The following is a 12908-nucleotide window of genomic DNA, read 5'->3' on the forward strand; positions in this document are numbered from 1 at the left end:
TTCTATTTAGTTATAAGAATGTTAATATAAAGAAAAGGGGGTACAATGGATGCGGTGGTTACTATTAATCCTATTTATTCTTCCGGCAATGGAAATAGGTGTGTTTTTATGGATTGGTGGAAAGATTGGGCCGTGGTGGGTTGTTCTGCTTATCCTTCTAACAGGAATTATAGGTATATCGATTGCTAGAATGCAAGGAATGGATACATTGAATAAGGCAAAGGTGTTAATGAACAAAGGTCAAGCCCCAACCGAGCAATTAGTAGATGGTATTTGTATTTTTATTGGTTCGGTATTTCTATTTGCGCCAGGCTTTATTACCGATACCATTGGCTTTTTCTTGGTTTTACCAATAACAAGAAGACCGTTTAAACGTATTATTGCCGAATTGATTAAGAAGAAAATGAATAATGGAACAATCATTTATCGTAAATGGTAAAACTATCCTCTAATAAATTGCCAAACCCATTTTAGTGCACCTGTTTTTAACATAACATTAATCAAGATAATAGCTATTGGAGCAATCAATAAGCCAAAAAGCCCCCAAATCTGAAGCCCTAAAAAATACCCTATTAATGCCACTAGAGGGTGAATACCGATATTGGAAGATAGTATTTTAGGCTCAAGAATTTGCTTAGTGATGACAGTAATCATGTAAAGGATTGTTATCCCAATTGTTAATGTATAATCTCCGCTAAGAAATAAATAGATAATCCAAGGCAAAAAAATAATTCCTGTTCCGATAAATGGTATTATATCAACGAAGGTACTTAGTATGGCAATCGTTAATGCATGATTAACCTGAAGGATTAGTAGTCCCATAAAAATTAGTGCACCAGATATGCTCACTAATATAAGTTGAGCTTTTACGTATCCTCCAAGTGCTGATTTGAAATGAAAAACTATTTTTTTAGTAGATGAATTCATATTTTCTGGAATCATTCTTTGAGCATGATTACTCAGGTTTTGCCAGTCATTTGCAATAAGGAATGTTCCTATAAGGATGAAAATAAGAATGGTAACTGAATTAGGTAGATGCGACAGAATACTTGGAATATTTGTAAGGGCCTGTCTTAATAAGTCTGATCCGGTCATTGCAATATGATTTAATAATTCATTTAAGCTTCTTTTTAATGATTCCTGTTGTGACGGGTCCAGTGAGAAAAAAATGGATAAAAGCTTTTCTTGAATTGGTATAATTCTTGTATTGAAAATTGTTTCAAAATATAGGATAAGATCCTGGAAGTATACTGGTATTTTTTCAGCTAAGAATACTGTCCCATGATATATTTCAATACTGATAACAACTACTATGCCAATAGATACAATAAAAATACTACTAATGACGGTCAACGTTGCCAAACTTCGGGGGAAATGTAATGTATTTTCCGTAAACCGAATAAATGGCTTGATAATATAAGCGAAAAGTACCGATAATAGTAAAGGGTATATATATGGAATTGTATATGATAAAAATAAATAACTTAGAATGATAAAGATAAGTGTGGTTAGAAATCTTATAAGTTGCATTAATTGTTTTTTATACATTCTCTACTCCCCCGAGTTAATAAAGCTTGTACTACTTTTATTTATGTTCCAACAATGGGAAATAGAAGTTTTTGGTGCAAATAGCTGTCTGTTACTTTAATTAATAGTGTAAAAAGAAAGTTGTTTTCAAACGAATTCTATTAAGTTTTTTATGTTATTTTAAAAACTTAAGCGGTTTCAATTCACATTATCTTGATAATACTTTATAATTAGGTTTGGGGAGGACAATATTTATACACATTATCAATTATTTTTCGTTATTTTATAATTGAATAATTTTGATACTTCGATAAATACAATATTAATGGTATAATGAGAATATAAATATTGTCAGAAAGTTGTTTATTAGGCAACAATAAATAGAAAAGGAGAGGTTTCTTATGACAACAACTACTAAAGGGCTTGAAGGGGTAGTAGCATCAAGGTCACAAATAAGTTCTATCATTAATGATCAACTTACGTATGTTGGTTATTCTATCGATGATTTGGCTGAGAATGCTAGTTTTGAAGAAGTAGTTTTCTTATTATGGAATAAGAGGTTGCCAAATCAATCCGAATTAGATGCAATTCAGAAGGACCTTGTTGATAACATGGAAGTGCCTGAAGCAATTTATGATCATTTAAAATCGTATGATTTAACTAAGGTACACCCAATGGCGGCACTACGTACAGCTGTATCTCTTCTAGGGTTATATGATGATGAAGCGGATGTCATGGACACGGAAGCGAATGAACGTAAAGCAATTCGTATTCAAGCGAAAATTTCTACCGTTGTGACTGCGTTTGCAAGAATTCGCAAGGGTTTAGAGCCGGTTAAACCTAAAAAGGGTTTAAGCTATTCCGAGAATTTCTTATACATGTTAAATGGAAAAGAAGCGAATGAAGTGGAAGTAGAAGCAATTAACAAGGCGTTAGTTCTACATGCTGATCATGAATTAAATGCATCTACATTTACCTCCAGAGTTTGTGTAGCTACATTATCAGATGTTTACTCTGGTATTACAGCTGCAATTGGAGCGCTTAAAGGACCGCTTCACGGTGGGGCTAATGAGAATGTAATGAAGATGCTTCTTGAAATTGGAGAAGAAGAAAATGCAATTCCATATGTTGAAAAGAAATTAGCTAATAAAGAAAAAATAATGGGTATGGGACACCGTGTATATAAAAATGGTGATCCTCGTGCTAAGCACTTAAAAGAGATGTCAAAACAACTGACGAAGATTACTGGACAAGAAAAATGGTACAATATGTCAGTCAAGATTGAAGACTATATTAAGAAGAATAAAGGTCTTCCTGCAAATGTTGATTTCTACAGTGCTTCTGTCTACCACAGTCTAGGTATTGACTACGATTTATTTACACCAATATTTGCAGTTAGCCGTACATCTGGCTGGTTAGCGCATATTCTAGAGCAATATGCAGACAATCGACTCATACGCCCTCGTGCAGAATATATCGGTCCAAAAAATCAAAAATATGTAGTCGTTTCCCAACGTGGATAAGATTATTTGAAAAGGGCAGTTATATATAGGTATCTACAAATATAATAATAATTATTTGATTATAGGTGGATGCAGACTGCCCTAAGCAATTATGAATTTGTGCAGAAATTTTAAAAATAAATGTAATATTACTTTATTTAAATATAGCAATCTATTAAAATAGTCTGTGGAATAGTAACACACACTATTCACCTGTATAACATTAGGAGGTATTTGTTCATGACACAAGGAGAAAAAATCGTAGTAGAAAATGGTAAAATGACTGTACCAAATAAACCAGTTATTCCTTTTATTGAAGGAGATGGAACCGGTCCCGATATCTGGGCTGCAGCTAAGCGAGTAATTGAGGCAGCTGTTGAAAAAGCCTATAATGGAGAAAAATCAGTTGATTGGTTAGAAGTTTATGCAGGAGAAAAGGCATATAACAAAACAGGAGAATGGTTACCACAGGATACATTAGATAAGATTAATGAATATAAAATTGCTATTAAAGGACCTTTAACAACACCAATTGGTGGTGGAATTCGTTCCTTAAACGTTGCACTTAGACAAGAACTTGACTTATTTACTTGTCTTCGTCCAGTCCGTTACTTTAATGGGGTACCTTCTCCGGTTAAACGACCTGAGGATGTAGACATGGCTATCTTCCGTGAGAATACAGAAGATATCTATGCAGGTATTGAATGGCAAAAAGGTTCAGATGATGTGAAGAAAATAATTGATTTTCTAAAAAATGAAATGGGTGTTAATAATATTCGTTTCCCTGAAACTTCAGGTATTGGTGTTAAACCTGTTTCAGAAGAAGGGACGAAGCGCTTAGTACGTTCTGCAATTCAATATGCTTTAGATGAAGGACGTAAGAGTGTTACTTTAGTACATAAAGGTAACATCATGAAATTTACAGAAGGTGCTTTCAAGCAATGGGGTTATGAAGTTGCGGAAGAAGAGTTTGGTGATAAAGTCTTCACTTGGGCTGAATATGATCGTATCGTTGAGAAAGATGGTAAGGATGCTGCAAATAAAGCCCAGGATGATGCATTAGCAGAAGGTAAAATCCTGGTTAAAGATGCTATTGCGGACATTTTCTTGCAACAAATTCTTACACGTCCGAAAGAATTCGATGTAGTAGCTACTATGAACTTAAATGGTGACTACATTTCTGATGCATTAGCAGCTCAAGTTGGTGGTATTGGTATTGCTCCAGGTGCAAATATCAATTATGACACAGGACATGCGATTTTCGAAGCTACTCATGGTACTGCTCCAAAATATGCAGGATTAGATAAGGTTAATCCTTCTTCTGTAATTCTTTCAGCAGTATTAATGTTAGAACATATAGGCTGGAGAGAAGCGGCAGATCTAATTACAAATTCAATGGACAAAACGATTGAATCTAAAGTAGTAACGTATGACTTTGCTCGCTTAATGGATAATGCAACAGAAGTAAAATGCTCCGAATTTGCGGATGAATTAATTAAAAACTTAGGATAATAAACAAAAATGTATTACACGCAAGAAATTTTCGATTGATTTCTTGCGTGTTTTATAATTTACCTGGTTTTATCGTAGGTTAACACATTATGTTCATTAAATGGATAGAGCGAAATAGTGTATAAATAACGCTACGGAAAGCGATTGCTCGTAACGGAAATAAACGTTCACAAACGAATGAACATGATCCTTAAATGTGTGAGAAAAAAGAATAAAATAGATTCTAAATAAATTTCATATATACTTGTGTAAATTTTTATTAACAAACCTCCGTTTTGGTTCATAGAAACCTTGTTCAATGGTAAGATGAAAGATATAACATATTTTACATACTGATGGGGGATTATTCATGAATGAAAAAATTCTTATCGTTGATGATGAAAAATCTATTGTAACTCTATTAAGCTATAATATTGGAAATGCTGGTTTTGAGACAGATGTTGCATATGATGGGTTAGAAGCAATTGAAAAGATAGAAAATAATGACTATGATTTAGTTGTTTTAGATTTGATGTTACCAGGGATGGATGGTATGGAGATTTGTAAACATTTACGAAATAATAGAATGGATACACCTATTCTTATGTTAACAGCAAAGGATGATGAGTTCGATAAGGTGTTAGGCTTAGAATTAGGTGCTGATGATTATTTAACAAAGCCATTTAGCCCGAAAGAGGTCATAGCAAGAATCAAGGCTATATTAAGAAGAACAAAAAATACATCTCAAATTAAATTTAATAAAATAGTAGTTGGCGATTTGGTCATTTATCCTGAAAGATATGAAGCGGAAATGAATTCCAATCTTGTTACATTTACTAGAAAGGAATTTGAATTATTGTATTATCTTGCAAAAAATGTAGGAAAGGTTATTTCAAGGGATCAGCTTCTCAGTGGTGTTTGGGATTATGATTTTGTAGGAGATAGCCGTATTGTGGATGTTCATATTAGCCATTTAAGAGAAAAAATAGAACCGAATTCAAAGAAACCAATTTATATTAAGACAGTTCGGGGGTTAGGATATAAATTGGAGGATCCTTCATAATGAAAATCTTATTCAAAAAACCCTTAAATCGCTATGTACTTTTGTTTTTACTTACTACTTTATTTAGTGGAATGATTTTATTACCTTTTACAGAAAATATAATTATTCTTTTTGCCGTGTTATCTATCAACTTTATTATTTTGGTCGTATTTTTTCAGTTTCTATTTACAAATTATATAAAACCTTTAAATAAAGCAACAAAAACGTTAGGGGAAATGAATAAAGGAAATTTTAGCGCACGTTTTCACCATTCTTCACCTAATATTTTAGGAGAATTAAGTATTAAAATAAATTCACTTGCTCGCCATTTAAGTGAATTTTCAATTCAAGAAAAAATTCAAAGGGAACAGCTATCTACGATTATTGAGAATACTGAGAACGGTTTAGTGCTTATCGATGAGAAAGGGTATATCCATCTAGTTAATAGGAAATTTCTAACGATGTACGGAGGAGGACCTAGAAATTACAATGGTTATCTGTACTATGAAGTATTAGAGCATAATGTCTATCATGACACGGTTCAACAGGCATTTCTTTATGAAAAGAATGTAAAAAACGAATTTTCACATTATATTGGGATTGATAAATTTTACTTTGAAATTGTAGGTGTTCCAGTTTTCAATAATAATAATAATCGATTAAAGGGTGCTATTCTTGTTATTCATGACATAACGGAAATGAAGAAATTAGAGTTAATGCGTAAAGACTTTGTAGCGAATGTTTCCCATGAATTAAGAACACCAATTACTTCAATCAGGGGATTTGCAGAGACTTTATTAGATACGGGATTAAAAGATACAGAAACTGCAAATGAATTTCTAAAAATTATCTATAATGAAAGTGATCGGTTGCAGTTGTTGATTGAAGAATTATTAACACTATCAAAATTAGAAGAAGAAAATTTCCAGCTTGTTCTACACCAAATAAATGTAGAGGAACTGATAAAGGATATTACGACATCCTTTCAGATGAGAGCAAAAGATAAAAATATTGACTTATCTATCGTAATTGAAGAAAACCTGGAGTTTAAAGCAGATAAAGACAAGGTTAAACAAATTATTGTGAATTTATTAGATAATGCCATAAACTATACTTCTGAACTAGGCAAGATTACCCTAAATATGACTTCAACAAAAGATGAAGTTCACATTAAAGTGACAGATACGGGAATAGGAATTGATCAGGAATCAATTCCACGAATATTTGAGCGGTTCTACCGGGTTGATAAAGCTAGGAGCCGAAATACGGGGGGCACAGGTTTAGGCCTAGCAATTGTTAAGCATATTGTTGATGTACATGATGGTAAAATTGAAATTGAAAGTGAAGTAGATCAAGGAACTACTGTACATGTCTACTTACCGAAGAAATAACATCCTTTGTGTGTAAAGGGTGTTTTTTTGAATGTATTAAAAGATTGTTGGAATTGCACACAATCTATATAATTGCGCAGTAGATAAAGAAAGCTTCGGTAGCATTATATCTTCGTTAGAAAAAGTACTTTTCTATCGTGGAGGCTGAAGCCATGTACTAAGGCACGACTGTTTGTAGCGAAAATAAATAAGCGCAAAAATAAAGGTACTGCTCCTTATCTTTTAACAATGATGAATTCTTCTGTTTTTTCGAATGAAACTATGCTTTCTACTTAAAATTGGTCTTATTTTTATTTCCTATAAGACAGTGCTAAAATAAGAATAACTGTATATAATGGAGGTTTTTGTTACATGGCTAGGAAAAAAATGGTTTTAATTGATGGAAATAGTGTTATTTATCGGGCATTTTTTGCATTGCCTTTATTAAATAATGATAAAGGTGTTTACACGAATGCTGTATACGGTTTTACAACAATGCTACTAAAAATTTTAGAGGACGAGAAGCCCACCCATCTCCTTGTTGCCTTTGATGCTGGTAAAACAACCTTTCGACATAATACATATAAAGAATATAAGGGAGGGAGGCAGAAAACTCCTTCAGAGCTTTCGGAGCAGTTTCCAGTTCTAAAAGAATTACTGGATGCATTTAAGATCCAACATTATCAATTAGAACAGTATGAGGCAGATGATATTATTGGAACACTTTCCTTACAAGGGAAGGAAAAAGACTATGATGTTACTGTTATTTCCGGTGATAAGGATATGTTACAGCTTGTTTCAGAAAAAGTAACTGTAAGTGTTACCAAAAAAGGGATAAGTGAAGTTGAAAAATACACACCAGAATATTTAATAAATAAAATGGAAGTCACTCCAGAGCAAATTATTGATTTAAAGGCTCTTATGGGGGATAAATCGGATAATATTCCTGGTGTACCTGGTGTAGGGGAAAAGACAGCCGTTAAATTGTTAAAGCAGTTTCCTACATTAGAGGAAGTGTATGAACATGTTGATGAAGTTAGTGGGAAGAAATTAAAGGAGAAACTTTCCACACATAAAGAGGATGCCTTTATGAGTAAGGAGCTTGTGACCATTAATCGAAATTCACCCGTTGAAATAACAATAGAGGATATTGTATATGAAGGTTTTGAACAAGCAAAGGTAAGTGCGATGTTTAAAGATTTAGGTTTTTTATCACTCTTAAATAGGATTTCAGGGGATTTTGATGTAGAGGAGGAAAGTAAAGACTTAGAGGAAGTCCACTTTCAAAAAGTCGATGATATTACATCTGATATGCTAACAGATGGTGCTGCACTTGTTGTTGAAATGCTTGGTGATAACTATCATAAAGAGGAAGTATTAGGCTTTGGTCTTGTTAATGATAAAAACAAGTACTTTATACCAACAAAGGTTGCGCTAGAATCGGATACTTTTAAACAGTGGGCGGAGGATTCCAAGAAGACAAAAAATGTATTTGATGCTAAAAAAACATTAGTAAGCTTGTTACGATACGGCATACATATGAGAGGTATTATATTTGATATGTTATTGGCATCTTATTTAATTAATCCATCCGAAAACAATCATGATATTCCTGCTATTGCCAACCGAATGGGTAAAACGAATGTATTATTTGATGAAGAGATATATGGAAAAGGTGCAAAGCAAAAAATTCCAGAGGATTCCGTTCTAGAAGAACATATCATCCGTAAAACCATTATCTTGCACGAATTATACAATCAAATGGTTGACAGGTTAAAAGAAAATGAGCAATATCAATTATTAATCGATTTAGAGATGCCACTTGCCTTAATTTTAGGAGAGATGGAGCATCTAGGTGTTCTAGTTGATATAGATCGAATTAAGGAAATGGGAGATGATTTAACCAATCGTCTTCAAACTCTAGAAAAAGAAGTATATGATTTAGCAGGTGAGGAGTTTAATTTGAATTCTCCTAAGCAATTAGGTCCGATACTGTTTGAAAAATTAGAACTTCCTGTTATTAAAAAGACAAAAACAGGTTACTCCACAGCTGCAGATGTTTTGGAACAACTAAAAGATAAACATGAAATTATTCCGAAGTTGCTTTTATATCGTCAATTAGGGAAGTTACAATCAACATATATTGAAGGATTATTAAAAGTAGTTCATACCGATTCCAGTAAGGTACATACTCGATATAATCAAGCATTAACACAAACTGGTAGACTAAGTTCTATTGACCCTAATCTACAAAATATTCCTATACGACTAGAAGAGGGAAGAAAAATTCGTAGGGCTTTCGTGCCTTCGAAAAAAGATTGGATCATGTTTGCGGCTGATTACTCACAAATTGAACTTCGTGTGTTAGCACATATAGCTAATGACGATAAGTTAATGCAAGCATTTAAAGATAATTTAGATATTCATACACAAACAGCAATGGATGTGTTTCATGTCCAAAAAGAAGAAGTAACTTCCAATATGAGAAGACAAGCAAAAGCAGTGAACTTTGGTATCGTATATGGAATTAGTGATTATGGTCTATCCCAAAACCTTGGCATAACAAGGAAGGAAGCGAAACAGTTTATAGAACGATATTTTGATATATATACTGGTGTAAAAAATTATATGGAAGAAATTGTACAGGAAGCCAAACGTAATGGATATGTAACGACAATTATGAATCGTAGAAGGTATTTGCCAGAAATAACTAGCAGAAACTTTAATTTACGTAGTTTTGCGGAGAGAACGGCCATGAACTCACCAATTCAAGGAAGTGCAGCTGACATCATTAAAAAAGCAATGATTGATTTACATGAGAAATTAAAAGAAGAAAAAATGCAAGCGCGTATGCTACTTCAAGTACATGATGAATTAATCCTTGAAGCACCGAAGGAAGAATTAGATAAACTAAAAGAAATTGTGCCAGAAATGATGGAGAATACTGTGGAATTAAACGTTCCATTAAAAGTTGATTATGCATATGGAGAAAGCTGGTATGATGCAAAATAAGGAGTCCAATCGATATGCCAGAATTACCTGAGGTAGAAACGATAAGAAAAACACTAATCCCCTTAGTGACAAGTAAAACAATTAAAGAAGTGCAAGTATTTTGGCCAAAAATGATTAAGGAACCAGATGATGTCCAAGAATTTAAACAAAAATTAATCGGGCAAACGATTCAAAGAATAGGAAGGAGAGGAAAATTTCTATTGTTTTATCTTGATCAATATGTTCTTGTATCCCATTTGCGAATGGAAGGGAAATATCGGGTAGCGGATTCAAGTAAGCCTGTGCGGAAACATACCCATGTTATTTTCTCGTTTACAGATGGTGAGGAGCTTCGATATAACGATGTTCGTAAATTCGGTACGATGCATCTTTTCCCAATAGGAGAGGAATTCACTCATAGTCCCCTAAATAAACTTGGTCCAGAACCATTTGACGAAACATTTACTTTTGATTATATGTACAATAAGTTACAGAAAACAGAAAGATCAATAAAGGCAGTTTTACTAGATCAACGTATTGTAACGGGGCTTGGAAATATTTATGTTGACGAAACGTTATATCGAGCTGGTGTTCACCCTGCGAAAAAAGCTAGTACATTAACGGAGGAAGAAATTGAATCTATTAGGAAGGAAGCTATAGAAACACTAAGGAATGCAGTAAAACAAGGTGGTACAACCATACGTTCCTATGTGAATAGCCAGGGAGAAATGGGAATGTTTCAACAGGAACTCTTTGTATATGGTCAAGAAAATAAATTATGTAAGCATTGTGGTAGTCCGATTGTTAAGATAAAAGTTGCTGGACGTGGAACTCATATTTGTACGGAATGCCAAAAATGAAGGTTTCCGCTAAACGATTATAATTTAATAATTAATGATGGTTGTGCGCATAGTTGTTTTTTTATCTCGCAAGGTATTTTCCGTAGTAGTTAATTCCGCTATTTAGCATCTCAAGAATTACTGAGTATTTTTGTAACTCTGACAAAAAAGGTAACAAAACTTATAAAAAGCTAATGAAGGAGGTGATTTTGGGTGGCGTTGATTATTGGATTAACAGGTAGTATAGCAAGTGGAAAAAGTACTGTTAGTTTGATGTTTGATGATTTTAATATACCAGTTATTGATGCAGATAAAATTGCCAGAGAAGTGGTAGAACCGGGAGAAGAGGCATATGAAAAGGTAATCGAAACTTTTGGCAATCAGATACTTAGGGAAGATAAAATATTAGACCGAAAGAAACTCGGTGCCATTGTGTTTGCTGACGAGGAGAAATTAGCCACATTAAATGGAATTGTACACCCTGCTATAAGAAAAAAAATGATTGACAAAAGGGATGCTCTTGTGAAAAACGGCGCGACATGTGTTGTAATGGACATACCTTTACTTTTTGAAAGTAAGTTAACTAGCATGGTTGATAAAACAATTGTTGTTTATGTTGATGAAGAAGTTCAATTGAAACGTTTGATGGAACGGGATGAATTTTCAAAAAGTGAAGCAGAGCAACGGATTCAATCCCAAATTCCTGTGAAGGAAAAAGCAAAACTAGCAGATGCAGTTATTAATAATAATGGTACAAAAGTAAATTCCTATGAACAGCTTGAAAAACTCTTATCAGAGTGGAATGTCGTGTAAAGCAATAACCTAATTTTTTAATTAAAACCTAATTTATTTGTCCTAACCAATTCTTTTGTTGTAAAAAATGTGCATAAATTTATAAAAAGTAAAGCACATTTAAAGTTTATTGTGTTATACTAATTAATATAGAGGGGAAATAAGTATAGCACAAACAGGAGGATGGGAAAGGAAATGAATAAAACGCGTATAGCTATTAATGGATTTGGTAGAATCGGACGGATGGTATTTCGTCAAGCAATAGTAGATGATACACTTGATGTAGTAGCAATCAATGCAAGTTATCCTTCAGAAACTCTTGCACATTTAATCAAATATGATAGTGTACACGGTCCATTTCAAGGTGAAGTTCGTGCACTGGACGATGCAATTAAGGTAGATAATAAAATTATTGAGGTTGTTAGCTCCCGTGAGCCAGAGAAGTTGCCATGGAGTAGACTAGAAATAGATGTAGTGATTGAAGCAACAGGGAAGTTCAAAACAAAAGAAACTGCTGGATTACATATCCAAGCAGGAGCAAAAAAAGTTGTAATCACAGCACCAGGTAAACAGGTTGACAATACGATTGTTATGGGTGTTAATGATCAAACATATCAACCAGAACAAGATGATGTGATTTCCAATGCATCCTGTACTACAAATTGTTTAGCTCCAGTTGTTAAAGTGTTAGATCAAAATTTTTCAATTATAAATGGACTTATGACTACCGTACATGCTTTTACTAATGATCAAAAAAACCTGGATAATCCACATAAAGATTTACGACGTGCTCGTAGCTGTACTCAATCGATTATTCCTACATCAACTGGAGCAGCTAAAGCATTGGGAGAAGTAATGCCACATTTACAGGGAAGACTACATGGTATGGCATTACGTGTTCCAACACCGAACGTTTCGTTAGTTGATTTAGTAGTCGATGTACAAAAAGATGTAACCATTGATGAGGTAAATGCTGCTTTTAAGAGAGCGGCAGAAAATGAATTAAAAGGTATTATACAATATAATGAAGAACCACTTGTTTCCATCGACTATACAACATCTGAATACTCATCCATTATCGATGGTCTTTCAACTATGGTATTAGACAATAATAAAATAAAGGTACTTGCTTGGTATGATAACGAATGGGGTTATTCTAAACGTGTATTAGATCTTACAAAACTTGTTGGCCGTCATTTACAAGAACGAGTAGAAATATAATTAAGATTAACGGACCGCCTATCTGGAATGGATAGGTGGTTTTATATTTTACTAAAATTAAATTTCGTATAAACATTTTATGTGTGAATAAAATTAATGATAAGATAACCTTTTACAAGTTTTTAGTAATTAT

At 33.4% G+C, this 12908-nt stretch carries 10 protein-coding genes; 9 read left to right on the forward strand and 1 reads right to left on the reverse strand.

Annotation, left to right across the window (positions count from 1 at the left end; genetic code table 11):
- The first annotated feature begins 49 nt into the window (after positions 1 to 49).
- A complete protein-coding gene (locus CAO17_RS04730) occupies positions 50 to 439 on the forward strand; it encodes an FxsA family protein (protein WP_085991711.1) in 390 nt (129 codons plus the stop codon).
- A gap of 2 nt (positions 440 to 441) precedes the next feature.
- On the opposite strand, the gene ytvI is transcribed toward CAO17_RS04730, so the two are convergent.
- The gene (ytvI, locus tag CAO17_RS04735) at positions 442 to 1548 is read right to left on the reverse strand and encodes a sporulation integral membrane protein YtvI (RefSeq protein ID WP_085991712.1); all 1107 of its coding nucleotides are present in this window, start codon (positions 1546 to 1548) and stop codon (positions 442 to 444) included.
- Positions 1549 to 1928: 380 nt separating this feature from the next.
- On the opposite strand from ytvI, the gene citZ reads away from it, so the two are divergent.
- The 8 genes from citZ to CAO17_RS04775 all read left to right on the forward strand — a co-directional run bounded on the left by citZ (position 1929) and on the right by CAO17_RS04775 (position 12775).
- Positions 1929 to 3050, forward strand: a complete 1122-nt coding sequence (citZ, locus tag CAO17_RS04740) for a citrate synthase (protein WP_085991713.1) — start codon at positions 1929 to 1931, stop codon at positions 3048 to 3050.
- 219 nt (positions 3051 to 3269) lie between these two features.
- Positions 3270 to 4541 (forward strand): NADP-dependent isocitrate dehydrogenase, encoded by a 1272-nt coding sequence (gene icd, locus CAO17_RS04745; RefSeq protein ID WP_085991714.1) that lies wholly within the window; start codon positions 3270 to 3272, stop codon positions 4539 to 4541.
- 349 nt (positions 4542 to 4890) lie between these two features.
- The gene (locus CAO17_RS04750; protein ID WP_085991715.1) at positions 4891 to 5583 is read left to right on the forward strand and encodes a response regulator transcription factor; all 693 of its coding nucleotides are present in this window, start codon (positions 4891 to 4893) and stop codon (positions 5581 to 5583) included.
- Complete coding sequence (gene pnpS / locus CAO17_RS04755) at positions 5583 to 6953, forward strand: two-component system histidine kinase PnpS (RefSeq protein WP_085991716.1); 1371 nt, start codon at positions 5583 to 5585, stop codon at positions 6951 to 6953. The genes CAO17_RS04750 and pnpS overlap by 1 nt, the downstream gene beginning before the upstream one ends.
- Positions 6954 to 7304: 351 nt before the next feature.
- On the forward strand, positions 7305 to 9944 hold the full coding sequence (gene polA / locus CAO17_RS04760) for a DNA polymerase I (RefSeq protein ID WP_085991717.1): 2640 nt from the start codon (positions 7305 to 7307) through the stop codon (positions 9942 to 9944).
- Between the two features lie 14 nt (positions 9945 to 9958).
- Complete coding sequence (mutM, locus tag CAO17_RS04765) at positions 9959 to 10783, forward strand: DNA-formamidopyrimidine glycosylase (RefSeq protein ID WP_085991718.1); 825 nt, start codon at positions 9959 to 9961, stop codon at positions 10781 to 10783.
- Positions 10784 to 10975: 192 nt separating this feature from the next.
- Positions 10976 to 11575, forward strand: a complete 600-nt coding sequence (gene coaE, locus CAO17_RS04770; RefSeq protein ID WP_085991719.1) for a dephospho-CoA kinase — start codon at positions 10976 to 10978, stop codon at positions 11573 to 11575.
- A gap of 174 nt (positions 11576 to 11749) precedes the next feature.
- On the forward strand, positions 11750 to 12775 hold the full coding sequence (locus CAO17_RS04775) for a glyceraldehyde-3-phosphate dehydrogenase (RefSeq protein WP_085994407.1): 1026 nt from the start codon (positions 11750 to 11752) through the stop codon (positions 12773 to 12775).
- Positions 12776 to 12908: the final 133 nt, after the last annotated feature.

The organism is Oceanobacillus senegalensis (assembly GCF_900176885.1).
In the GTDB taxonomy this organism is placed as follows: Bacteria; Bacillota; Bacilli; order Bacillales; family Amphibacillaceae; genus Oceanobacillus; species Oceanobacillus senegalensis.

Bases quoted from the DNA above. Each gene is read 5' to 3' on its own strand.
- mutM (WP_085991718.1), top strand. From the start codon at position 9,959: ATGCCAGAATTACCTGAGGTAGAAACGATAAGAAAAACACTAATCCCC.
- CAO17_RS04775 (WP_085994407.1), top strand. From the start codon at position 11,750: ATGAATAAAACGCGTATAGCTATTAATGGATTTGGTAGAATCGGACGG.
- ytvI (WP_085991712.1), bottom strand. From the start codon at position 1,548: ATGTATAAAAAACAATTAATGCAACTTATAAGATTTCTAACCACACTT.
- citZ (WP_085991713.1), top strand. From the start codon at position 1,929: ATGACAACAACTACTAAAGGGCTTGAAGGGGTAGTAGCATCAAGGTCA.
- polA (WP_085991717.1), top strand. From the start codon at position 7,305: ATGGCTAGGAAAAAAATGGTTTTAATTGATGGAAATAGTGTTATTTAT.
- icd (WP_085991714.1), top strand. From the start codon at position 3,270: ATGACACAAGGAGAAAAAATCGTAGTAGAAAATGGTAAAATGACTGTA.
- pnpS (WP_085991716.1), top strand. From the start codon at position 5,583: ATGAAAATCTTATTCAAAAAACCCTTAAATCGCTATGTACTTTTGTTT.
- CAO17_RS04730 (WP_085991711.1), top strand. From the start codon at position 50: ATGCGGTGGTTACTATTAATCCTATTTATTCTTCCGGCAATGGAAATA.
- CAO17_RS04750 (WP_085991715.1), top strand. From the start codon at position 4,891: ATGAATGAAAAAATTCTTATCGTTGATGATGAAAAATCTATTGTAACT.